The organism is Leeuwenhoekiella palythoae, from assembly GCF_900130045.1.
GTDB lineage: Bacteria > Bacteroidota > Bacteroidia > Flavobacteriales > Flavobacteriaceae > Leeuwenhoekiella > Leeuwenhoekiella palythoae.
Genome location: NZ_FQXT01000002.1, coordinates 738,895 through 762,189, shown reverse-complemented (window position 1 = coordinate 762,189; position 23,295 = coordinate 738,895). Strand labels below are relative to the sequence as shown.

Genomic DNA, 23,295 nt, shown 5'->3' with positions numbered 1-23,295 from the left:
TTAAAAGGTAAGTACCCACTCTTCTGCTGCTTTATACGTAGTAAAAAAAGCAAAAGAACCTTTGTAGTACCCTTGTTCAACAACAAGCTCTTCGCGACGTTGTGATCCTTCTGGAGAAACCACCGCTAACGCATACATCTTAGAAAGATTTAGCGACTTCATATTAATGGGATTAAAAGCTGTAGCAAGACCACGCTCAGAAATCAAAGCATATCTTGCTCCATCATAAAATGCCTCGATATCTTTAAAAATTTGCTTAGAGTATTCAAGCTTGACCTCATCTAAATCTTCATTAAATTTGATATGAACAAAGCTTTCAAAATATTTGGCCTCACCAAATGAATAAGAATTAGATTTTAAAACCATGTAATGGACTGTGCAATTTTTATGAGGCGAAAGTAGTCATATTTAGTTAATAAATTATTAAAAAAAATAATATCTTAAAAAATACAGTGTTTTTCAAAGCTGTATTTTTACCATAAATGTTACTCCTGCTATGAAACAATACCACGATCTTGTAAAACACATACTAGACCACGGCACTCAAAAAGGGGATCGCACCGGTACCGGAACTTTAAGTGTTTTTGGATATCAAATGCGATTTGATCTGAGCGAAGGCTTCCCAATGGTCACAACAAAAAAGCTTCATTTAAAATCTATTATCTACGAACTACTCTGGTTTTTAAAAGGGGACACTAATATCGAATACCTTAAAGAAAATGGCGTACGTATCTGGAATGAATGGGCTGATGAAGAAGGTAATCTAGGACCAGTTTACGGCCATCAATGGCGCAACTGGAATAGTGAAGAAATAGACCAGATCAAAGAGGTGATAGACACCTTAAAAAACAATCCTAACAGTAGACGTATGCTGGTAAGCGCCTGGAATCCCAGCGTGATGCCAGACACTTCAAAATCATTTTCAGAAAATGTAGCAAATGGTAAGGCCGCACTACCGCCTTGTCACGCATTTTTTCAGTTTTATGTTGCTCCCGGTGATCCCGAAGCAGAAGATAAACGCCCTAAACTTTCGTGCCAACTCTATCAACGTAGTGCCGATGTATTTTTGGGAGTTCCGTTTAATATTGCTTCTTATGCACTCTTCACGATGATGATGGCTCAAGTATGCGATTATGCTCCGGGTGATTTTATTCACACCTTTGGAGATGCTCATATTTACAACAATCATATAGAGCAACTTAATTTGCAATTGACTCGTGAATTACGCAACTTACCTACGATCAAACTAAACCCCGAGGTCAAGGACATCTTCAGTTTTAAATTTGAAGATTTTCAACTGGAGAATTACGATCCACACCCTCACATAAAAGGTAAAGTAGCCATATAAATTGTAACCCCAAATCTTCAATACCTATGAGATCTTTATTACTTATTACTTGTTTTTTAGTTTGCGCGTTCAGCTTTGCTCAAGAAGGCGTGCTTGTTTCCGGAAACGGAATCACCATTAACGAAATTCCTCCTGTTTGGCCGGGATGTACCGGTTCGACAGCAGAAAAAAAGGCTTGTTTTAAAAAACAACTGGTTCAACACGTAGTTTCAAATTTTCAATTCCCAAAAGGCTACAAAAAAGGAAGCGTTAAGGAAAAAGTGGTTGTAGACTTCGTGATCAACGAGGAAGGCAAACCACAAATTCTTGGTGTAAAAGGCGGCACAAAAGTGCTTCAGGAAGAAGCCAAACGCAACATTATGGCAATACCTCAAATGACTCCGGGTCAGGCAGGAGGCAAACCCAGAGCCATTAAATATTCTATGCCATTTACCTTTTAACTAGGGCTTAACACAGTCTAAGCTAGGGCATAGCAATAATTCCCGTACATTTAAAAAGCTTCTTTTTGAAGTATGTAAATTATTGATATGCTTACTACTACCACTACGCTTCTTGACTTTTTACTCGAAACTCGCACACATACCGAAACGCTGTGTAAACCTCTAGAAATTGAGGATTATGTAGTGCAACCCATTGTAGATGTTTCTCCACCTAAATGGCACTTAGGTCACACCACTTGGTTTTTTGAGGATTTTATTTTAAAGAAGTTTAAAACCGACTATAAGGAGTTTGACCCTAATTTCTCTTTTGTTTTCAATAGTTATTACGAAAGCATGGGTGCTCGGGTGGTTCGTACAGATCGCGGCAATCTTTCGCGTCCTACCGTGCGTGAAGTCTATGACTATCGTGCGTATGTAACGAATCAATTGCAAGAATTACTTGAACAGAATACAGCTTCAGATGAGCTCCAATCCCTCGTAGAAATTGGGATTCATCACGAAAAACAGCACCAAGAACTGCTGCTCACTGACATAAAATATATTCTCGGAAACAATCCGCTACAACCGATATATTCTGAGTCATTTTCAGAAAACCCAGCTTCTAACCAATCAACTACCTGGATAGAAATTCCTGAAGGAATCTACGAGATAGGTCATAATGGTGAGGGCTTTTGCTACGACAATGAGCTAGGAAAACACAAGGTATTTCTGAATGATTTTAAAATTTCAAACCAACTCGTTTCGAATAAGGACTATCTAGAATTTATAGAAGACGGTGGTTATGACCAAGTATTGCTCTGGCATAGCGAAGGCTGGGACTGGGTAAAAAGTTTGCATACAAAGGCTCCACAATATTGGCAACAACAAGATAATTTGTGGTTTTATTACGGTCTTGACGGTGTGCAACCGTTAAACCTTGAGGCACCAGCAACCCACATCTCGTATTATGAAGCTTTTGCTTTCGCTCAATGGAAGACTTGCCGTTTACCTACAGAATTTGAATGGGAAGTGGCTCATCAAACGCTTAACTGGGGTGCGCGTTGGGAATGGACCGAAAGCGCATACTTACCTTATCCTAATTATCAAAAAGCACCCGGAGCACTTGGAGAGTATAACGGTAAGTTTATGGTAAGCCAGAAGGTTTTACGTGGAGGCTCTATCGCAACTTCCAATAAACATACGCGTCCCACTTATCGCAACTTTTTTCACCCTCAATTGCGCTGGCAATTCACAGGAATTCGTTTAGCGCAATAACCGCATCTTATGAAAACTACAACTGCACTACATTTCAAAAATACCTTTGAAAAAGAGGTCTATGAAGGGCTTACAGCATTTCCTAAACGCCTGTCTTCAAAATGGTTTTACGACAAAAAAGGAGATAAATTATTTCAGCAGATAATGGATCTGCCCGAATATTATCTGACGGGATGTGAATTTCAGATCATTGATCAATATAAAAATGAGATCGCAACTTTATTTCAAGAATCTAAGGGTTTTGATTTAATTGAACTAGGTGCCGGTGACGGAAAAAAAACCAAAATCCTTTTAGAAGAATTTCTAAAACAGCAGTTGGATTTTACCTATAAACCCATTGATATCAGCCAGAATATGCTCGAGGAACTCGAGGGGGCAATTCTTAAAAAATGGCCAGAGATCAACATTAAAGTAAAGCAGGGAACATATTTTGAAATTTTAGAAAAACTAAATAATCAGCCTTCTGATCGCAAAAAGGTCATTCTGGTACTTGGGTCTAATATTGGGAACCTTACCCACCCTCAAGCGATTGATTTTTTGAAGAATATTAGAAATTCAATGGCTGAACAAGATTTGTTGTTCATGGGACTTGATCAGAAAAAAGACCCGGAAAAAATCTTAAAAGCCTACAATGATTCTCAGGGAGTTACTGAGGCCTTTAATAAAAACATCTTACATCGAATAAATAAAGAACTAGCGGGAGATTTTGACCCCGAAACCTTCAAACACTGGCCTACTTACGACCCTGAAACCGGCACTACCAAAAGCTTTTTAGTGAGTACAAAAAGTCAGCAAGTGACGCTCAAAAATTTGAATCTTCAGATCAATTTTGAGCCTTGGGAAAGTATTCATACCGAAATTTCCCAGAAATACGATGACGATGTTGTAAACTGGCTCGCGCAAGAGGCCGGGCTAAAAGTAGTCACCCAGTTTACTGATGCGCAAAGCCAGTTTACAGACTATATTTTTAAAACAGATTCCTAAAAGAAAGAAATACGTTTAAACCGAAAGCACGCTATTATCTGCTCCGGCAAAATCATTCCATTGATAACTATCTGCCTCAGGATCGTTCATCCATTGCCCGTCAACAGCATATTTAAACTCATAAGATGCATCTACGGGAATGTTTAATGCTCCTTTGAACGAGCCATTTTTTAGCTTTTTAAGCTCTACTTTTTCCCACTCATTAAAATCGCCTGCAACGGCAACACTGCTGGCGTCAGTATCTAAAACTGTGAAGGTTACCTTACACTCTGGTTTTGACTTTAAAAATTGTTTTGTAATTGGCATAACAGATTCTTTTTTGATTCCTAACAAATATATAATTGAAGAAATATAAAACACAACAAATCAGATATTTATGCGAATTTTTTTAGAAAACGCAGTGAATTAACCTATTGAAAATCAATATAAAAAAGCGAAAACGATTTCTCTAAAGGAATATGCACTTAATTAACAGTAGCCAATCTCAAAATAATGCTAAATTAACTTTAAAAGCTGCTCTAAATCACTTTCGGTATTAAAATAATGGAAACTAATCCGAATTCCATTACCTCGCTGAGAACAGATGATGTCTTTTGCCTTGAGCTTTTCAAATAACTTCTGATCGCCTTTAATATTAAATATCGAAGAGTGCACCTTGCGCTGCGTTACAAAATCATCCAGTAGCCCTCGGGAAGCAAACGCTTCTAAAGCCTGTTTCTTAAGTGTATTTATCTGCTCTGTAATGTTCGAATAACCTACTTTTTTCACCAGCTGAATAGCGGCTTGCAAACTACCCATATTGAGGGTATCTATATGCCCCGGTTCAAACTTACCTATGAGTGCGTGCTCATTTTCTTCTTTATACAATCCGCGAATGGAAGCAAATCCTACTGCTTTTGGTTTCAATACTTCTTGCATCGCTTCTTTAAAGAGAAAAAACCCATTTCCGTAGCCGGCATTCATCCATTTATACGTACTGGCACCAAGAATATCTAGTCCGCTTTGCTCAAAATCAAATTCTTCAACACCACAATACTGCGTGCCATCTCCACAAATTATAAGATCAGGAAAGTTTTCTTTAAGCTTCTTTAAAAACTCAAAGTCAATTTGAACTCCACTTACATACTGCACCAAACTCAAACAGAGTATTTGAGGCTTTTCCCTTTCCACAGCTTGGAGGATATTTTCTTCAAGATGCTCATCAATCGCTGCATAACAGATTTCAAAATCCCGAGCTTCAACAGGCCAGTTTATTGAAGGATAGTCTTCTTGCAGCAGTAAGACTTTGGTTTTTGAAGGCAAAGCATCTAACAAAAAATTAAAGCCAATAGAAAAACTAGGGACTAAAGCCACACGGCTGGGATGACACTTAAAAAAAGACCCAACGTCTTTACGTACCCCGCTTATAAATTTATCCTGTTTATCTTTTATCACACTACCATAAACCAGATAATCTAAGTCGTGATTTTGTCTAAAATCAAGCAAGGTTTCAGAAAGTAAACCCGAACCTGCCGTGTTGAGATGCGTATAATTTGCAGTGACCGGGAACTCCTTTTTTAAGTTTTTCATAAGGTTGAATAGCGATTAAATCTTGTAAATTTGATTTTCACACAATTTACTTTTTCTTATGTTCTCAAAAAAGCAGGAATCCACAAAAATAGACCGCGAACAGCGAGAACTTATAGAGCACGCACAATTTAGAATCAAGCAGAAAAAAAATCTCTTTAGACATTTTATCGTTTTTTTGGCAGGTGCGGTTCTTCTTATTATTCTGAATAAGTTTTTAGATTTTGGTACCAACTTCAGACCCGGTCAAGTCGATTGGTTTGTCTGGGCAGTGTTGCTTTGGTTTTTCTTATTTCTAATTCATTTTCTGAATGTTTTTCTCTTCAGCAGTTTTATGAATAAAAAATGGGAACATGAGCAATTAGATAAACTAGTGGCTAAACAGAAAGAGAAGATTGCTAAACTTCAGAACAAAGTTGATCAAGAACACCCATTGCCCAATTCAACTGAGCCTAAAGCAATAAACCCCAATCCTCCTTTAAATCCCTAACCGATGAAAATTACGCTTATTGCCGCTGCTGCAGAAAATAATGCGTTAGGTAAAGACAATGACCTTGTGTGGCATTTACCTGATGATTTTAAACGCTTTAAGAAGCTTACTTCGCATCATCATATCATTATGGGAAGAAAGACTTTTGAGTCTTTCCCAAAACCATTGCCTAACAGAACCCACATTGTTATTACCCGAAATTCAGAGTATGACGCCGGTGAAGGTATAATTGTGGTTGATAGTATAGACGCTGCTCTTGATGCTGTTATGAATGACGACAACCCGTATGTGATAGGTGGCGGTGAAATTTATAAACTCGCATTAGATCAGGCTACGCATATAGAACTTACCCGGGTGCATAGCAGTTTTGAGGCGGATGCCTTTTTTCCTGAAATTAATGAGAACGATTGGGAGCTTGTTGCTGAAACATTTCATCCCAAAGATGAGCGCCACGATTATGCATTCACGTATTTAACTTATGCTCGACGCTGATTTTACAATTCATCTAAACCAAAGCTTTTCATTTTCGATTAAACAAGCCACACCTTTGAGTGGTGGTGATATCAATGCTGTTTTTCTATTAACTACTGATCAAGGCAATTTTGTGATCAAGATCAATGATGCACAGCGTTTCCCGGAAATGTTTTCTTTAGAAAAACTAGGTTTAGAAAGCCTGGCGCAATCTAAAAGCTTTATCACACCAAAGGTTCTTGGCGTTGGTACGTTTGAGACAAAGAGCTATCTACTTCTTGAACACATAGAAAGCGGGAAACCTAGCGCTGACTTCGATGAAATTTTTGCACAAAATCTTGCTAAAATGCATCAGACTACGTCGGCTTTTGGTTTTCAAAAGGATAATTACATAGGTAGTTTACCGCAATACAATACCGAAGAAGCTTCAGCAGCAGATTTTTATATCAAGCAGCGTTTAATGCCACAATTTAAAATGGCGGCAGACCGTGGTTTTTCTTTTGGAAATGTAGATTTATTGTACAAATCCATTCCTGATCTAATTCCTGATGAACCGGCAGCGCTTATTCACGGTGATTTATGGGGCGGTAATTTTATGGTCAATTCTGATGGAAATCCTGTCCTAATAGATCCTGCTACTTGTTATGCACCCCGTGAAATGGATTTAGCAATGATGCGCCTTTTTGGCGGTTTTAATGAAAATATATTTGATAAGTATCACGAAGTTTTTCCACTTTGTGAAGGCTGGAAAGCGCGTATTAGACTCTGGCAACTTTATTACATTCTAGTTCATGTAAATCTTTTTGGGGGTCATTACTACAACACAGCAAACTCGATTCTCAAAACCTATATTTAATCTTCAACGGTTTGTGTGGTTATTAAAATAAGCATTCGTTTGCGATGAGAAGGATATCCCATAACACTGTCTATTCCTTTCACAAAATTGATGGCACGAGCTTGCTTCAATATGCTCTCTTTATATTCCTTAAAATCATTTACAGGTAAAACCTGACCATCTACAATATAGATGTAATTTTCAGCATCTTTCTGATTTAAATAAAAATCAACCTGCATTTTAGATTCCTTAATAGATGCCTTTTTGCTTTCATTAGCCCATTGATATTTAGGATTTTTCTGGAGCGGTAGATTACTGATCGCATCAAATTGAGCTGACACCGCATACGTTGAAAAGACGCAGACTAAAAAAGCTGCTATTTTGAAATATTGATTGTGTTTCATCATGAAGATCGTTTCCTATATCATTCAAAGTAAGCAACTTTATGAGAATAAATACCGCACTTTGTATTTATAATTTCTAAATCCATATGTGTATGTGTATTTTTACAGCACTATTTAGAAAAATCAAAATATGAAAGCATATATTTTTCCCGGACAGGGAGCGCAGTTTACCGGTATGGGTAAGGACGTTTATGAAACTTCTGATGTGGCTCGTGAATTGTTTGAGCGCGCCAACGAAATACTAGGGTTTGATATTACCAAGATTATGTTTGAAGGCTCTGCTGAAGAACTTAAAGAAACTAAAGTAACCCAACCTGCGATTTTTTTACATTCGGTTGCGTTGTTTAAGGCTTTAGGCCATAGCGCTGTGCCACAAATGGTAGCGGGACATTCTCTAGGTGAAATTTCTGCACTTGTTGCTAACGGCGTATTAAGCTTTGATGACGGACTAAGATTGGTTTCGCAGCGTGCTCAGGCTATGCAAAAGGCTTGTGATAGTGTACCTTCTACAATGGCTGCTATTTTAGGCTTAGAAGACGAACTAGTTGAAGCGGTTTGCGCTGATGTTGATGGCGTGGTAGTAGCTGCGAATTACAATTGCCCGGGACAATTGATTATTTCCGGGGAAATCGAAGCAGTAAACGAAGCTTGCGAACGTTTAAAGGAGCGTGGCGCAAAGCGTGCCTTGGTGCTTCCGGTGGGTGGTGCTTTTCATTCTCCTTTAATGGAGCCAGCGCGCGAAGAACTTGCAGCTGCTATTGAGAAAACAACTTTCAGTACACCTACGTGCCCTATTTATCAAAACGTAAGTACTACAGCAGTAACCGATCCTGCAGAAATTAAAAAGAACTTACTTTTTCAACTAACGGCTCCTGTAAAATGGACGCAAAGTGTTGAAAATATGCTTAAAGACGGTGCCACAGAATTTATTGAAGTTGGCCCAGGTAAGGTATTACAAGGTCTAGTCAAAAAAGTAGACCGTCAAACTGCTACCAGTAGCGCTACGATCTAACAAGTAGTATTCTATTTTTTCACATAAAAAAAGCCCCGAACTTACGTTCGGGGCTTTCCCTTTTAATCTCTTAGAGATTACATATCGTCGTTTCCTTCAACTTCGTCCTCAACTTCTTGAGCACCTTCTTCGATAGCGTCACCGGTATCTTCAGCAGCCTCTTCTACTGCATCACCAGCATCTTCCATTGCATCTCCCATATCGTCAGCAGCGCTTTCCATTGCGTCTTCAGTTTTTTCTTCAGTAGTTTCGCGACAAGCAGAAACAGAAACCATTAATAAAAGTGCGAATGCACTGTACATAAATTTTTTCATAATTGATGTAATTTTAATTAGCGTTAATTGCTGTCAAATGTATATAAATTAACAGCGCTTATTCTTAAATTTTATTAAATTTTTTATCGATTTATGTTTTTGCTAAAAAAACCGCAAGCATTACAATGAATTGATTATCAGAATCTCTGACAATTTTGAATTTTTCAATAAACCGGGTTAACGCTAAAAAGCAAAAAGGGTATTTTAAAATCACTTTTAAAATACCCTTTTTTTTAAATTATCAAAGCTTACTAATGATCGTCGTTACCTTGTATCTCATCATTAAGTTCATCTGCTCCTTCTTGAATAGCATCCCCGGCTTCTTCAGCAGCTTGCTCTACATCTTCACCAATAGCTTCAACTGCTTCCTCGGTTTTTTCTTGAGTGGTTTCTCTACACGAAGACACTGCTCCTAAAATGGCGAGTGCCATCACGCTGTAATATAATCGCTTCATAATTTGAATTTTGAGTTACTTAATTAAAAATAATCATTTATCGCTAAAGCGGATTTTTTTCATTTAAGTATTTCCAATAACGTTTAGGTACGTGTTGCTGATGAAGTTTCTTATTAATTCGGCTTTTAATACCTGTACTTATAAAATAATCTTGCCACATCTCATCGTAATACTGCTCCTCTTCGTGAAGGCCATCTTTTAAATTATTGGCGTCAAAATCTAGCGTAACGAATGTTATGCTCTTAAGATCGTAATAAATACCATAGTTGCGCTTATGATCAACGATAACAAATTGCTGATCTGCATAACGATTCTTAAAATGCTTCGCAATGAGTGGAAGCACGTTAAAATCAGGTGCGACTAGTGCGATATACAGGTCATCTTTTGTCCGTTTAAATCTCACAAAAGCTTCCATCCTGTGTTTTTCCCGTCCTATTTGTTTGGTCCATTGAGCCAACTTGAGTACCGCCGGTTCCCCATAATCTTTGGCATTTTTAGTTTTCAACACATATTGAATCGCTTTTAGAATGTAAGATTCTTTTTCTCGCAATTCTGTCAAGAACGAGCGATACACCGTTGCGCTAAATTGTGGAAATTGTTTTAGTTTATCCCAAACGCGCGCTGCTTTGGTCTCATCGGTATATATGTGATTTTTTTCGGCGAAAAAATCAGGTTCGTAAAAACGTTCTTCTACTATTTCAGCATTAGGAATTCGCTCTTCATATACCACAAAAATAGCAGTCAGCAATCCTTCAAAACTTCCATCATAAATAAGTTTTTGAGCTTGCATTAAAACAAGGTTAGCTGATTATTATACATTTTCTGATACTTACTTTGAGAACTTTGAAGAATCATACTTTTAATACGTGCCGGCTCTAGATCCCGTCGTTCCCAGTCGCGGGAATCACAGATCATAAAATATTTAGCTCGGTTAAATGCGATGCCAATGGCTTTTAAATTCTCCCAATTCAATCTTCGGTATTTTCTGGCGTTTAAGATCTTGTATACAGATTTCATCCCCAATCCCGGTATCCGGGCAAGCATTCGTTTTTCGGCAGTATTGACATCAACCGGAAACAGATGCATATTGCGCAAAGCCCAACTCAATTTAGGATCGATGTCCACATCTAAATTGGGATACTCTTTATTTAATAATTCGCGTACATCAAAACCATAAAACCGGAGTAACCAATCTGTTTGATATAATCTATTTTCTCTCAGCATAGGCACCTCAGTTCCTAACGCCGGCAGGCGCTCATCTTTTAAGACCGGCACATAACCTGAGTAGTACACACGCTTCATTTTATAGGTGCTATAATAATGCACAGCAGAATACATAATATCCTTATCACTCTCCCCCGTTGCACCTACAATCATTTGCGTGCTTTGTCCGGCAGGTGCATAAATAGGCGTTTTTCGGGAGAGTTTTTTATCTTCCTGATACTGTAAAATTTCATTCTTGACCTTTTCCATAGGTTTGATGAAATCCTTATGATTCTTTTCAGGAGCCAATAATTTGAGTCCGGAAACTGTGGGAATCTCAATATTGATCGAAAGTCTATCGGCATACAAACCGGCTTCACGCATTAGTTCGTCACTGCACCCGGGAATAGATTTTAAATGAATGTAACCGTTAAAATTTTCTTCTAAACGCAACTTTTTGGCCACCGCAATCAGCCGCTCCATCGTATGATCTGGACTTGAGAAAATACCACTGCTTAGAAATAAACCTTCAATATAGTTACGGCGGTAAAAATTGATCGTAAGATCTACCACTTCTTGAATCTTAAAAGCAGCGCGCTTGATATCATTGCTCTTTCGGCTCACGCAATAAGCGCAATCAAAAATGCAATGATTGGTAAGTAAGATTTTAAGGAGGGAAATACACCGGCCATCTTCAGTATAACTGTGGCAGATTCCCATTCCGGAACTATCCCCTAAACCTTTAGAAGTATTCTGACGCTTGCTTCCACTAGAGGAACACGAGACATCATATTTTGCTGCATCAGCAAGAATATTTAATTTTTCTTTTATTCGTTCAAAATTCATAGTAGGAATTTTTACAAAAATAAAGAATTTTTCCTATTGATGGATTTTTTCCTATCTTTAAATCGGATTTATTCCGAATTATTTTATTTTTACGCTATGGGAATCAATGAAGTATCTGGCGACATTCGTCGTTTTAAGCAAGTGCGCGAAGAACAAAACCTTACGCAATCAGAATTTGCCGAAGCTTTAGGCATCAAAAATTCAACTGCAGACATCGAGCGTGGTAGAACTAAACTTTCTGGTCAGGTAGTCACCGAATTATTACGGCTTTACAATATTAATCCCTTATGGTTATTCGGGTACAGCAATCAAAAATTGTTGCACGCTGGTAAAGGTGATGTGAGCCCTAAAGTGGTGACGGTTGATCTTGCCGACAACGAAAATCTTGTAATGGTGAATCAGAAAGCTGCAGCGGGATACCCACATAATGTTCAAGATGTAGACTGGTATCAACAGCTTCCTGCTTTTGATCTTCCTTTACCTCAATATCGCAATGCCACTTACCGTGGCTTTCAAATTGAAGGAGATAGTATGCTCCCTAATTTTATGCCCGATGACTGGGTTTTGGGGAAAGCTATCGCCAGTATGGACGAAGCTTCTACAAATAGAGTATATGTGGTGGTTTTACCGGATGCGGTGGTCGTAAAAAAGCTTCAGAAATTGCCAGACCCTTCAAAGGTGTTGCTCATTTCACTCAATCAAGAATATTTGCCATTTGAAGTTCAAGTGAGCGATATTCAAGAGTTATGGCAGGTAAACAGTAAACTTACCTTTCACTTAGACTCTCCTTCTGAGAGTAGTTTACTCAAAGAATTACAGCAAGGTATGGAAGAACTTAAAAGTCAAATGCGCAACCTCAAATAATTTTCTCGAGAATTATACTATAAAACAAAAAAATCCACCGTATACACGGTGGATTTTAGTTTGTTGTTTGTTGTCAGATGCTGATTAGTAGTCTACTTTTATTTTAGTATCTCCGTCTGCATCTTCTTTAATCTTTACCTCTTTTTCTTCAGACTCCATTTTGATCTTATAATTACCATCATCGTCTGTTTTGGTATCAATCTCAGCTCCTTCTTCTTTCATTTCTTCTACAAGTTTTTCCTTTTCACTTTGCTCACGACATGCCGTGAATGAAATAGAAACCACTAAAAGAAGACTTGCTAAAAAACTTATCTTTTTCATCTTTATATTATTTGTTATCATCACCAATATTTTCAATTTCTTCGTCAATCTCCTTATTGACTTCAGCATCTACTTTTTTTGCTGTACGTTCTAGAATTCCTTCATCGTCTTTCTCAACTTCTACTTCTTTAACGACTACAGTTTCTTTTTCTTCCTGTTCTCTACACGAGTAGGTGTTAAATGCTAAAAGACCTAAAACAAAAATTCCAATTACTTTTTTCATAATTTCATGATTTGGTTGAAGGGCAAATCTAGATAGAAATGCCTTTGGTATTTTAAAAGAATTGATAAATGATTGCTAAAAATTCTAAATAATGCGTTAAAGCAGAATAGTTTAGCAGGGCGTACCTCTTGAGAACAGTACCTTTAACCGAAAAAGATGAATTTTCAGAATTTATATGCGTTTTTAAGAGCTTTGCAAAAAAACAATGCAAAAGAATGGATGGATGATAACCGAAAATGGTATCACGAGATCAGAGATTCTTATATTGAATGGCTCACGCAAATGGATTTAAAATTGAGTGAGATCGATCCTAATTACACGCACACTCCAGGCAAAAAAGCGATCAACAGAATAAATAATAATTTGCTTTACCACCCTAACAAACCCATTTATAAAGATCATTTTGGTGCAGGTTTAGATCAGGAAACCAAACAGGGAGATTTTTATATCCACCTAGGCACTTCAGAGAGTTTTATTGCCGGTGGTTTTTACAAACCCAAATCTGCTTTACTTAAAAGTATTAGACAAGCGATCGACTACAATGGTGAGGAATTAAAAGCTATTCTCAACAAACCTAGCTTTAAAGAAGTCTTTGGAAATCTTGTAGATGACGGTGACAGTCTCCAAACAGCACCTAAAGGTTTCTCGCAAGATCACGAACATATAGATTTGCTGCGCCGCAAGACTTTTGCAGTTCAACATAATCTAACTCAAAAAACAGTAATGAGTGCTGACTTTGATAATCAGGTCATAAAGATCTATAAAGAAATGCTTCCGTTTAGAACCTATTTAAATCAAGCCGTCAGCGTCTGATCTATATAAGCCATAATCTTAGGCGTTGCACCGGTGTTGTTCGAGATAAAATTACCAGAGATGATTCCTGTTTTTAGTCTGAAATTGGCATCAGTCGTCAATTTCTGAAGCAGCGCAGTAGTTTCTTCAACATTCGCAACAGTAAATAGTCCGGCTAAGGTTCTCAGATCTTGAGCTTCCGGAAATTTTTCGATGTGGATCCCTGTGATGATGGGCACTCCAAAGGTTGCAGGCTCTAATATATTATGCAAACCGGTGGTTCCCGCTGCGCCGCCTACATAGGCAAGATCAGCATAAGCATAGATCTTAGATAAAAAACCTATAGCATCAACAATTAAAACATCTGCATCAAAGTTTTTATCAGATTGAAGATCTGAAAAGCGCTTAGAAGGCCTTTTTAAAACTTGTTCTAATTCCTGTATGCGGTCTTTATCCACTTTATGCGGAGCGATCAAAATTTTGATTCCGCTTGCGGTATTTATAAAACCCGACAGCAAAGCAATGTCTTCAGGCCAGGTACTTCCGCAAACTAACAAAAGGTCAGTTCCTTTAAAACGCTCGATTTCCTGTAGAAAATTATCATAACTCAATTGACGATGCACCCGGTCAAAACGGGTATCGCCACTCACTTCAGCATTCTTAAAACCCAATTGCTGCAATTGATTTAAAGAAGACGCGTTTTGAAGAAAAAAATAGTCAAAAGCCCGTAGCGACTGTGTCATCCACCGACCATAAAACTTAAAAAACGGCTGATCAGCTCTAAATATTCCAGAAACCAAAAGCGTAGGCACTTTTAATTTGTGAAGGGTATTGAGGTAATTGGGCCAAAACTCATACTTTATAAAAATTGCTAGTTCTGGTTTTACCAGTTTTAAAAAGCACTGAGCATTTCTTGAGGTGTCTAATGGCAAATAAGTCACTACATCAGCCAGCGGTGTTGCTTTCTTTACGGTATAGCCTGAAGGCGAAAAAAAAGTAAGTACAATTTTATAGTCTTCGTACTTCGCCCGAAGCTCTTCTAGAACAGGAACGGCTTGCTCATACTCTCCTAGAGAAGCGGCGTGCACCCAGATCGTTTGATCTTGAGCTGATAGTTTTTCCTCTAAAACATTAAAAATACCACGCCGAACTTGATAGAATTCTTTCAAGGATTTTACAAACACTCCCAACACCGGAAGCAACGCATGAAACAAGCTGATCAAAAGGGAATACAAGTGGCGCATAAGGACACAAAAGTAGCCTTTTCTACCTAAAAAATACATTGGCTAAAGCGGCTAGATTTCGTAATTTTGTAACACTAAAATAAAAGTCGATTTACACAAACTCCCACAACTTCAAAGGGTTTTGAAAAAGGTATTCGGCGTAAGATTCAGCTATGAGAAAAATACAAATGGTTGACCTTAAAGGTCAATACGAACCTATAAAAGAACAAGTAAACAGAACCATTCAAGAAGTAATAGACACAACTGCGTTTATCAACGGACCAGAAGTACACGGTTTTCAGAAAGATTTAGAAGACTACCTGAATGTAAAGCATGTGATTCCTTGTGCTAACGGAACTGACGCTTTGCAAATCGCAATGATGGGACTTGGGCTAAAACCGGGAGATGAAGTGATCACAGCTGATTTTACATTTGCAGCTACCGTTGAAGTAATTGCGTTGCTTCAGTTAACACCGGTCTTAGTTGATGTGGATCCTGTTGATTTTAATATTGATATTGAAGCGGTAAAAAAAGCCATTACTCCAAAAACTAAGGCGATTGTTCCTGTGCATCTTTTTGGTCAGGTTGCAAATATGGATGCGTTACTTGAACTTGCCGAGGAGCATAATCTTTTTGTAATTGAAGACAATGCCCAAGCCATCGGCGCTGATTACAAGCATAAAGACGGATCAACTTCTAAAACCGGAACCATTGGTCACGTGGGGAGCACTTCATTTTTTCCTTCCAAAAATCTAGGTTGCTACGGAGATGGCGGTGCAATTTTTACAAATGACGATGCTTTAGCACACACCATTAGAGGTATTGTAAATCACGGGATGTATGAGCGCTATCATCACGATGTCGTAGGTGTGAACTCAAGATTAGATTCTATTCAGGCGGCAGTATTGCGCGCTAAGCTTCCGCACCTTGATAACTACAATGCCCGAAGAAGAGCTGCTGCACTTAAATATACTGAGCATCTAGAAGACCATCCTAAAGTAATTACACCAAACATCGTAAGCGGTGATCCTAACGCGCACGTTTTTCACCAATACACTTTGCGTTTGCAAGGCGTAGATCGTGACGCTCTTGTAAAACACTTAAATGCTAACGATATTCCTTGCGGAGTGTATTACCCTATTCCGCTGCATAAACAGAAAGCTTATGCTGATGCTCGTTATAATGAAGAAGATTTTAGCATTACCAATCAATTAGTGAAAGAAGTGATCTCATTACCAATGCATTCTGAGCTAGATAATGAGCAAATTGAGTATATTGTAACTAAAATCTTAGAATTTATCGATTAAACAACTATCCACATGCGCATCACACTTCTCTCGCTGGCATTAGCTCTTTTAAGTAATATTGCTTTTGCTCAAAAAACGTATTTACACGTAGGTAAACTCGTTGACACCAAAAACGGAAAAGTCCTAAATGAACAAACGATTATCGTTTCGGGAGATGAAATTGAAGATGTAATTGATGGATATGAATCTGGTGCCGGAAAGGTCATAGATTTAAAAGACAAAGTTGTACTTCCTGGTTTTGCTGATTTACACGTTCATATTGAAACCGAAACCAGTCCTACGCGTTACCTAGAAGGTTTTACACTTAATGAAGCAGACATCGCTTACAAAGCGCAAGAGCTTGCATTACGCACCTTAAATGCTGGATTTACCACAATTAGGGATCTTGGCGGCAGCGGTGTAAATGTCTCGCTACGCAATGCGATAAATACAGGAAAAGTATTGGGTCCACGAATTTTCACCGCCGAAAAAGCGATTGGCACCACTGGCGGGCATGCTGATCCTACAAACGGATACCGCAAAGATCTAATGGGCGATCCGGGACCCAAAGAAGGTGTTGTGAACAATGTAGATGACGCCCGTAAAGCGGTAAGACAGCGTTATAAAAACGGTGCCGATTGGATTAAAATCACCGCAACCGGTGGCGTTTTAAGTGTAGCAAAAAATGGTCAGAATCCTCAGTTTACTGAAGAAGAGATTGAAGCTATCGTGACCACTGGTAAAGATTATGATTTGCAAGTGGCTGCTCACGCACACGGAGACGAAGGAATGCAGCGCGCCGTGCGAGCAGGTGTAAAGACCATTGAGCACGGCACTTTAATGAGTGAAGAGACTGCAGATTTAATGAAAAAGCACAACACCTACTATATACCTACTTTAAGTGCTGGTAAATATGTCGCAGAAAAGGCAAAAATAAAAGACTACTACCCTGCAGTGATCGTCCCTAAAGCATTAGAGATAGGACCACAACTTCAAAAGACCTTCGCGATGGCATACAACAAAGGAGTCAATATCGCCTTCGGGACCGATGCCGGTGTGTTTCCGCACGGGGAGAATGCTAAAGAATTTGGATATATGGTTGAGGCCGGTATGACCCCGATGGAAGCGATTCAATCTGCAACTATTGAGACTGCTAAAGTACTCAAAGCTGAAGATGCGCTGGGGCAATTAGCAGCAGGCTTTAAAGCAGACATCATCGCAGTTGACGAAGACCCTCTTCAAAATATCAATACCCTAAATGAGGTGACTTTTGTAATGAAAGCAGGTGAGGTAATTAAAGAATAATTTCCACCCCCCACCTTTTAAGTAAACCACCTCAGGGCAAACCAGAGAGACATTATTAATTGGAAACACGTTTCAATTTCTAAGCAAGCCTCTGAGTATTAAACCCTTTGGCAGTGCCAATAAATTTTAAAACCAAACTGTTTTATCTTCAATAGCGTCGCGCTCTCCAGCAAGCGGCTCTTCTTTATACGCGCCTAAATAAAAGAACCCTAAGCATTCTTCACCAGTATTTAGCTTTAGTTCTGTATGCATAGCTGTTCTATAACCCGGCGAACTCCAATAGCCACCAAGGCCTAATTCTCCCGTCATAAGCCATAGATTCTGTACAGCCATCGCAGTAGCAGCCACTTCTTCCCATTCAGGAACGCTCTCTTTAGGATCACGCTGCATACAGATCACAATGACCGCTGCACTTGTGGTCACTTTTTCAAGCGTTTTTTTCAGCTTAAATGCAGAAAATTGATGTTCAGGAGTGGTAGTCGTGTAGGCTTTCTCTATAAATTCAGCGAGTACGCTGAGTGAATCCTCTCTAAAAACTTTAAAGCGCCACGGTTGCGTTTTACGATGAGTTGGCGCCCAGTTCGCAGCTTCGAGTAATATTTTTATTTCTTCTTTTGAAACTGCTTTTCCTGAAAATTGATTCGGAAAAATAGATCTTCTATTTTTGATTATTTGGTCTAACATAGTTCAATTCTTTACTTCAAAGTTAGCAAGTATAACACAGCTAATCATCTGAAGCCCCAATTTCTATCTTAGAATTCTTCAGATAATTGAAAAAACACATCGAAAAAAGGGGATAAACCACCCCCTAATTTTTTAGCAATCAGCGGATTTAAAATTCCACAGGGTTAAAATTTAGTTATATTTGTACTCCCCTAGATCTCAATTTCAACCTATTATTTTTTAGCTATGCAGGTAATCTCAAGCAAGCGTTTTCTACATTTTTTTCTTTTTCTGTCACTTTCGCTCACATACGCTCAAGAAAAGGAATTAGACAAAGCCGCCAAAAAGTTTGAAAGTTATGCCTTTATCGATGCGCAAAAAATCTATTTACGATTAGCAGGGGAAGGTTATGAATCTGAAGAACTTTTTAAAAAACTGGGGGACAGTTATTATTTTAACGGCAAATACGAAGAAAGTGCCAAGTGGTACAAAAAGCTTTACGACAAATACCCGGAATCCTTAACACCAGAAGACCTATTCAGATACGCACAATCCCTCAAAGGGGTGCAACAATATGAAGCTTCAGATCGTATTATGGAGTTGTTCCGAAAGGAAAAAGGTGAAGATTCTAGGGCCGAATTATTTAATGAAGAGCCAGATTATCTTGAGGAAATAAGCTACAGTGAAAGCGAGTATGAAGTTGAAAATTTGAGAAGAACCAACTCACGATTATCTGACTTTGGCCCGATGATCTATGAGAACAAATTGATCTTTTCTTCCGCCAGAGATACAGGATCTACCGCACGCTACATTCACAAATGGAACAACGAACCTTTTTTAGATTTCTATCAAGCGCCCATAGATGTTGAAACCGGTGATCTTGGAGCGGTAGAAAAGTTTGGCGGCATCCTCAACTCCCGCTATCACGAGTCATCCCCTACTTTTACCAGCGATGGGAATACTATGTATTTTACCCGAAACAATTTCAGTCAAGGCGTAAAACGCAGTGATAAAAATGGCACTGTTAGACTTAAGATCTTTAAATCGGTTAAAAAAGGCGGCAACTGGAGTGCTCCGGTAGAACTTCCGTTTAATGATGATGATTATTCAGTCTCACACCCCGCACTTAGCCCGGATAATAAAAAGCTATACTTCGCATCTGATATGCCGGGAACTGTTGGTTTTTCAGACATCTGGGTGGTTGATATTTTAGGCGATAATGAATACAGCGCTCCAGAAAACCTAGGCCCCATCATCAATACCGAAGGGCGTGAGAATTTTCCTTACATCAGTAAAAAAGGAAATCTTTATTTCTCTTCAGACGGGCGACCCGGACTTGGAGGTCTTGACATCTATGTTGTTGCTACCAAGAAAAATGGAGATGTCGCTTATGTTATCAATCTAGGAAAACCGGTCAACAGTCCGCAAGACGATTTTGCTTTCATCGTTGATGATTACCGCAATATGGGCTACTTTTCAACCAATCGTTATTACGGAATGGGAAGTGATGATATCTTCAAATTCACTAGAAAACCGGTAGAGATCCCGGTTTGTGAATCACTCATCACAGGTACGGTTAGAGATAAAGAAACCGAACTTCCTATACCAACCGCTACGGTGAGCATTCTAGATCTGGAAGGAAATGTTCTTGCCAGTACGCCTGTAAATGAAAATGCAGAGTATTCATTGAGTGTCATCTGCGGCCAACAGATTCTTATTCGCGCCAGCGAACCGGAATACTATTCTGCGGAAGAACTCGTAACAGTGCCTAAAGATGGCGACGATATGGTTGTTGATCTTTATCTAGAACCTCGCATCACCAAGATCAACCAAGGTGATGATCTTGCTAAACTTCTAGATCTGAAGCCTATTTATTTTGATTTTGATCGCTTTAATATAAGACCGGATGCTGCCGAAGAATTGACTAAGGTGCTGGCAGTTATGGAGTCAAATCCAACTTTAGTTGTTGAAATACGCTCGCATACGGATAGTCGCGGAATCGATTCTTATAACCTAAGTTTATCTGACAAACGAGCAAAATCTACAGCAGACTGGATCGTAAGTAGAGGTATTGATCCTACTCGAATTTCGGGTAAAGGATTTGGAGAAACCGAACTCATTAATGATTGCGGAAATGGATCTGATTGCACCGAAGAGCAACATCAACTCAACCGTCGCTCAGAGTTTATTGTGATCAGTTTTTAATGCTTTAAAGAAAACTTGTTCAAGGCAATTTTTAACATAAACCCTTTAATGACAAATAAAAAAGGAGCGCTAAAAGCGCTCCTTTTTTATACCCAAAACTAAACTCTAATTATTGGTTTTGGTCGTGTCTTGCGTTGCCTTCTTCTTTCCAAAGAGACCGCCTAAAACATCCTTAACCACTTTTTCTGTAGTGGTTTTAGTTGTTGTAGAGACTGAATCTTTTCTGGTCTTAACTGCGGTAGAATCTGTAGTAGTTTTAGTTCCGCCTAATAGTCCGCTTAAGGCTTGTTTTACTCTATCTTCTCCTTGTTGTTTCAACTTATCTTTCTGTGTAGCTACAATTTGTTGGGTAAGATTTGTAACTGCTTGCTGTGTATTAAGCGATACTTGCGGACTCGTGAAATTACCGCTCAACGTCACCGGAAGGTCTACCGTATAGCTCTCAAGGTCTGCATTGCTCAGACTCGCCAATGTATTACCTACTTTAGACCCTAAGTAACTCCCCGGAACTTTTAAATTAAGCGTATAATTCATAGTATTTTCAAGACTATGCGTTCCGCTGACCCCTACGTTGATTCCTTTTATATTAAAGTCAAATGGTTTTACCGTAACCAAACCATTATCAAAACTCAGTTGAGTTTTTAAATTACTCAGATCCAGATTTTGAAGGTTTATAAAATCAAGTTTATCATCTAAAGCACTTATAAGCTTCATCTTCTCAGGCTTAACCTCTACAGTTAGCAACTGAGCAAGCGCGTTTCCGGCAAGCGAAGAAAGCACCGGTGTTAGATCGTCTGTTAAATTCCCTTTTAGCTGAATATTTGTATTCAATGCTCCTTGTAAAGCTTTTGCAATTGGGGTTAATTGCTGAAGCATTTCAAGACCTTCAAAAGATTGACTGATATCAACACTCTTTAGATCAAGCGCCATCTCAAAAGTAGGCGTAGCACTTTTGGTGCTCACATTCCCATTGAGCCCGATAGCTCCGCCAAAAATATCAGAGCGAATATTATTCAAGCTTGCTGTCTCATTTTGAACGGTAACATTTCCGCTTACATTTGACAAGGTAATATTGTCATAGATCACTTTGCCTGCCTTAAAGTCAAGCGTTGCGTCTAGAAATGAAGGAATTTTTATGGCAGTATCTCCAGAAGCTGTTGCACTCGTAGAAGCACTTTTCTCAGCTGTAGTTGCTGCAGCAGATTCCTCCTCAACCACGCTAAAGTCTGCGAGATTGATCACCTTAGAATTTACGGTAAAGCGCCCTTTTAAATCTTCTTTTGACAGCACAAACGGAATCAAGTTTTCTATACTTCCTTTTGCAGAAATATCAGTTTGGCCGGTCTGTGCATCCAGATTGTTTAGGGTGATTGTTCCGGGATTGAAAGTCACGTTAGCCGAAGCCATATTCAGCGCATTAGGCAATTCAGGAGAAACGTATTTAAAATCCTTTAAACTTGCCGTACCCGAACTTTTAATATTTTGATATCGTTCTTTCTCAACACTTTCCATATCAAAATTAGCAGTCATATCAACAGTTAATAGTCCGTTGATGTCCTGATCTAATTCTAATGGATACGCTTTCTCGAGATTGGCTAAATTCAATTTACCCTTCAACGCCAAATCAACAAGCGGATTTGTGGTAAGTCTATCTATTCTGCCTTTAGCGTTAAACACATCTTGATCAATTCTAAAGTTGAGATTCCCCAATCGCAGATAGGTATCATCAACATTACCTGTTTCATTCATAATCTGAGCGTCAATGATGATATCATTAACCGATTTTGGAAGATCTGGATATTTAAAAGACGCGTTATTAGATTGAATCGCAATATCTAGCATAGGTATATGCGTTTCATCAACCACTCCATTTATTCTACCATTCACTTTAAAATCGCCGGTTGTGGTCACGCCGTCCAGATTTTTAGCATAAACTTCAGGGATCACACCCAAGAAATTTTTAAAGTCACTAGATGGTGTTTCAAAAGCAAGGTCAAGTTCATTATTATTCTCATTGACCTGAATAAATCCTCTGAATACTAAAGGCAATTGATTGATTAAAGCCTCATTTTCTTTAAAAGTGTAGCGTTGCTCTTCAAGATTCATTTCGATTACTGCATCCAGAGCAATCTTATTGGCATTAAGGTAATTCACCCCATCAAAATCAAAAGATGCCAGCGCAGTCGTAGTCGTATTTAGGTTAGACACGGCTGCAGAAAAATCGCCGTCTCCTTCGTGATTGACTTCGGTTAACCTTAAAAAGGTTTGCGTACTTTCATCTAAATAATTTATTCTGGAATTATTTAATTCATAATGTTGTACATCAAAACTAAAACCACCAGAGCTATCCGCTAAAGTGTCTTGCGAAGCGGTAGTTGCCGGGCTTTCTTTGGCAATATCATAATTGGCATTGCCAAGGCTATCAACTTTAATGTTTACAAAACCTTCATCAAGCCGAATTGCATCAATTTGGATGGGTTTTCCCGATGAAGTCTTAAACAACTGCATCACGCCCATATCTAACTGAAGCGTTGCCCCGCTAGCAAGCGTATCGCCGGCAAAAGGCGCATTATTTACTACACTAAAATTTTGCACTTGCACGGCAGCATCAGGAAAACTGCTGAATAGCGTAAGATCAAAATCTTCCCAAGCCACAGTGGCATTGAGATTTTCGTTGATCGATTTCTTTAAAAGTTCTTCAAGCTGCCCTCTAAACAAGAAAGGAGCAGCGATCAAACCAATGATCAATACCAGAAGTACGATCCCTATAATTCTAAATACCTTTTTCATA

The 23,295-nt window shown here is 38.7% G+C and carries 26 protein-coding genes; 13 read left to right on the top strand and 13 right to left on the bottom strand.

The window, feature by feature from the left end; translation table 11 throughout:
• The gene (locus BUA96_RS06840) at positions 1 to 366 is read right to left on the bottom strand and encodes a hypothetical protein (RefSeq protein ID WP_072981581.1); all 366 of its coding nucleotides are present in this window, start codon (positions 364 to 366) and stop codon (positions 1 to 3) included.
• Between the two features lie 130 nt (positions 367 to 496).
• Between BUA96_RS06840 and BUA96_RS06835 the strand changes: the two genes are divergently transcribed.
• From BUA96_RS06835 to egtD, 4 genes are all read left to right on the top strand, one after another.
• Complete coding sequence (locus BUA96_RS06835) at positions 497 to 1,348, top strand: thymidylate synthase (protein WP_072981579.1); 852 nt, start codon at positions 497 to 499, stop codon at positions 1,346 to 1,348.
• 26 nt (positions 1,349 to 1,374) lie between these two features.
• Positions 1,375 to 1,788, top strand: coding sequence for an energy transducer TonB (locus BUA96_RS06830; RefSeq protein ID WP_072981577.1), 414 nt, complete (start codon positions 1,375 to 1,377; stop codon positions 1,786 to 1,788).
• A gap of 87 nt (positions 1,789 to 1,875) precedes the next feature.
• Positions 1,876 to 3,042: an ergothioneine biosynthesis protein EgtB gene (gene egtB / locus BUA96_RS06825; RefSeq protein ID WP_072981575.1), complete on the top strand. Its 1,167-nt coding sequence runs from the start codon at positions 1,876 to 1,878 to the stop codon at positions 3,040 to 3,042.
• A gap of 9 nt (positions 3,043 to 3,051) precedes the next feature.
• Positions 3,052 to 4,026, top strand: a complete 975-nt coding sequence (gene egtD, locus BUA96_RS06820; RefSeq protein WP_072981574.1) for an L-histidine N(alpha)-methyltransferase — start codon at positions 3,052 to 3,054, stop codon at positions 4,024 to 4,026.
• Positions 4,027 to 4,041: 15 nt separating this feature from the next.
• Here egtD and BUA96_RS06815 read toward each other — a convergent pair whose 3' ends face one another.
• Together BUA96_RS06815 and BUA96_RS06810 are read right to left on the bottom strand one after the other, a co-directional pair.
• Positions 4,042 to 4,332 (bottom strand): isoamylase early set domain-containing protein, encoded by a 291-nt coding sequence (locus BUA96_RS06815; protein ID WP_072981830.1) that lies wholly within the window; start codon positions 4,330 to 4,332, stop codon positions 4,042 to 4,044.
• A gap of 189 nt (positions 4,333 to 4,521) precedes the next feature.
• On the bottom strand, positions 4,522 to 5,595 hold the full coding sequence (locus BUA96_RS06810; RefSeq protein WP_072981573.1) for an aminotransferase class V-fold PLP-dependent enzyme: 1,074 nt from the start codon (positions 5,593 to 5,595) through the stop codon (positions 4,522 to 4,524).
• Between the two features lie 58 nt (positions 5,596 to 5,653).
• Between BUA96_RS06810 and BUA96_RS17385 the strand changes: the two genes are divergently transcribed.
• Genes BUA96_RS17385 through BUA96_RS06800 form a run of 3 tightly spaced genes read left to right on the top strand, consistent with a single transcriptional unit; the run spans position 5,654 to position 7,409 of the window.
• On the top strand, positions 5,654 to 6,082 hold the full coding sequence (locus BUA96_RS17385; protein WP_225597490.1) for a 2TM domain-containing protein: 429 nt from the start codon (positions 5,654 to 5,656) through the stop codon (positions 6,080 to 6,082).
• Between the two features lie 3 nt (positions 6,083 to 6,085).
• On the top strand, positions 6,086 to 6,574 hold the full coding sequence (locus BUA96_RS17380) for a dihydrofolate reductase (RefSeq protein ID WP_233430617.1): 489 nt from the start codon (positions 6,086 to 6,088) through the stop codon (positions 6,572 to 6,574).
• A complete protein-coding gene (locus BUA96_RS06800) occupies positions 6,561 to 7,409 on the top strand; it encodes a fructosamine kinase family protein (RefSeq protein ID WP_072981572.1) in 849 nt (282 codons plus the stop codon). Before BUA96_RS17380 ends, BUA96_RS06800 begins: the two co-directional genes overlap by 14 nt.
• Here the strand turns inward: BUA96_RS06800 and BUA96_RS06795 are convergent.
• Positions 7,406 to 7,795: a hypothetical protein gene (locus BUA96_RS06795; RefSeq protein ID WP_128755659.1), complete on the bottom strand. Its 390-nt coding sequence runs from the start codon at positions 7,793 to 7,795 to the stop codon at positions 7,406 to 7,408. The genes BUA96_RS06800 and BUA96_RS06795 overlap by 4 nt on opposite strands.
• A 127-nt stretch (positions 7,796 to 7,922) precedes the next feature.
• Between BUA96_RS06795 and fabD the strand changes: the two genes are divergently transcribed.
• Complete coding sequence (gene fabD, locus BUA96_RS06790; RefSeq protein WP_072981570.1) at positions 7,923 to 8,804, top strand: ACP S-malonyltransferase; 882 nt, start codon at positions 7,923 to 7,925, stop codon at positions 8,802 to 8,804.
• Positions 8,805 to 8,881: 77 nt separating this feature from the next.
• On the opposite strand, the gene BUA96_RS06785 is transcribed toward fabD, so the two are convergent.
• The 4 genes from BUA96_RS06785 to BUA96_RS06770 all read right to left on the bottom strand — a co-directional run bounded on the left by BUA96_RS06785 (position 8,882) and on the right by BUA96_RS06770 (position 11,622).
• Complete coding sequence (locus BUA96_RS06785; protein WP_072981569.1) at positions 8,882 to 9,118, bottom strand: hypothetical protein; 237 nt, start codon at positions 9,116 to 9,118, stop codon at positions 8,882 to 8,884.
• A gap of 251 nt (positions 9,119 to 9,369) precedes the next feature.
• Complete coding sequence (locus BUA96_RS06780; RefSeq protein ID WP_072981568.1) at positions 9,370 to 9,573, bottom strand: hypothetical protein; 204 nt, start codon at positions 9,571 to 9,573, stop codon at positions 9,370 to 9,372.
• 43 nt (positions 9,574 to 9,616) lie between these two features.
• On the bottom strand, positions 9,617 to 10,363 hold the full coding sequence (locus tag BUA96_RS06775) for a TIGR03915 family putative DNA repair protein (RefSeq protein ID WP_072981567.1): 747 nt from the start codon (positions 10,361 to 10,363) through the stop codon (positions 9,617 to 9,619).
• A complete protein-coding gene (locus tag BUA96_RS06770) occupies positions 10,363 to 11,622 on the bottom strand; it encodes a putative DNA modification/repair radical SAM protein (protein ID WP_072981566.1) in 1,260 nt (419 codons plus the stop codon). The genes BUA96_RS06775 and BUA96_RS06770 overlap by 1 nt, the downstream gene beginning before the upstream one ends.
• Before the next feature lie 96 nt (positions 11,623 to 11,718).
• On the opposite strand from BUA96_RS06770, the gene BUA96_RS06765 reads away from it, so the two are divergent.
• Positions 11,719 to 12,486, top strand: coding sequence for a LexA family transcriptional regulator (locus BUA96_RS06765; protein WP_072981565.1), 768 nt, complete (start codon positions 11,719 to 11,721; stop codon positions 12,484 to 12,486).
• Positions 12,487 to 12,570: 84 nt separating this feature from the next.
• Here the strand turns inward: BUA96_RS06765 and BUA96_RS06760 are convergent, their stop codons facing one another.
• Together BUA96_RS06760 and BUA96_RS06755 are read right to left on the bottom strand one after the other, a co-directional pair.
• Positions 12,571 to 12,807, bottom strand: a complete 237-nt coding sequence (locus BUA96_RS06760; RefSeq protein WP_072981828.1) for a hypothetical protein — start codon at positions 12,805 to 12,807, stop codon at positions 12,571 to 12,573.
• Between the two features lie 7 nt (positions 12,808 to 12,814).
• Entirely contained in the window at positions 12,815 to 13,030 is a 216-nt protein-coding gene (locus BUA96_RS06755) for a hypothetical protein (RefSeq protein ID WP_072981564.1), read from the bottom strand.
• 156 nt (positions 13,031 to 13,186) lie between these two features.
• On the opposite strand from BUA96_RS06755, the gene BUA96_RS06750 reads away from it, so the two are divergent.
• Positions 13,187 to 13,843, top strand: a complete 657-nt coding sequence (locus BUA96_RS06750; RefSeq protein ID WP_072981563.1) for a DUF2461 domain-containing protein — start codon at positions 13,187 to 13,189, stop codon at positions 13,841 to 13,843.
• Here BUA96_RS06750 and BUA96_RS06745 read toward each other — a convergent pair.
• Positions 13,825 to 15,066, bottom strand: coding sequence for a 3-deoxy-D-manno-octulosonic acid transferase (locus tag BUA96_RS06745; protein ID WP_072981826.1), 1,242 nt, complete (start codon positions 15,064 to 15,066; stop codon positions 13,825 to 13,827). The two genes, BUA96_RS06750 and BUA96_RS06745, sit on opposite strands and share 19 nt — an antisense overlap.
• A gap of 152 nt (positions 15,067 to 15,218) precedes the next feature.
• Here BUA96_RS06745 and BUA96_RS06740 point away from each other — a divergent pair, with 152 nt between their 5' ends.
• Both BUA96_RS06740 and BUA96_RS06735 read left to right on the top strand, forming a co-directional pair.
• A complete protein-coding gene (locus BUA96_RS06740; RefSeq protein WP_072981561.1) occupies positions 15,219 to 16,352 on the top strand; it encodes a DegT/DnrJ/EryC1/StrS family aminotransferase in 1,134 nt (377 codons plus the stop codon).
• A gap of 12 nt (positions 16,353 to 16,364) precedes the next feature.
• Positions 16,365 to 17,636, top strand: a complete 1,272-nt coding sequence (locus tag BUA96_RS06735; protein WP_072981559.1) for a metal-dependent hydrolase family protein — start codon at positions 16,365 to 16,367, stop codon at positions 17,634 to 17,636.
• A 126-nt stretch (positions 17,637 to 17,762) separates the two neighbouring features.
• Here BUA96_RS06735 and BUA96_RS06730 read toward each other — a convergent pair whose 3' ends face one another.
• Positions 17,763 to 18,320, bottom strand: coding sequence for a nitroreductase family protein (locus BUA96_RS06730; protein WP_072981557.1), 558 nt, complete (start codon positions 18,318 to 18,320; stop codon positions 17,763 to 17,765).
• 225 nt (positions 18,321 to 18,545) lie between these two features.
• Between BUA96_RS06730 and BUA96_RS06725 the strand changes: the two genes are divergently transcribed.
• Positions 18,546 to 20,504: an OmpA family protein gene (locus BUA96_RS06725; RefSeq protein ID WP_072981555.1), complete on the top strand. Its 1,959-nt coding sequence runs from the start codon at positions 18,546 to 18,548 to the stop codon at positions 20,502 to 20,504.
• 105 nt (positions 20,505 to 20,609) lie between these two features.
• Here BUA96_RS06725 and BUA96_RS06720 read toward each other — a convergent pair whose 3' ends face one another.
• Complete coding sequence (locus tag BUA96_RS06720; protein WP_072981825.1) at positions 20,610 to 23,294, bottom strand: AsmA family protein; 2,685 nt, start codon at positions 23,292 to 23,294, stop codon at positions 20,610 to 20,612.
• Between the last annotated feature and the right edge of the window lies 1 nt (position 23,295).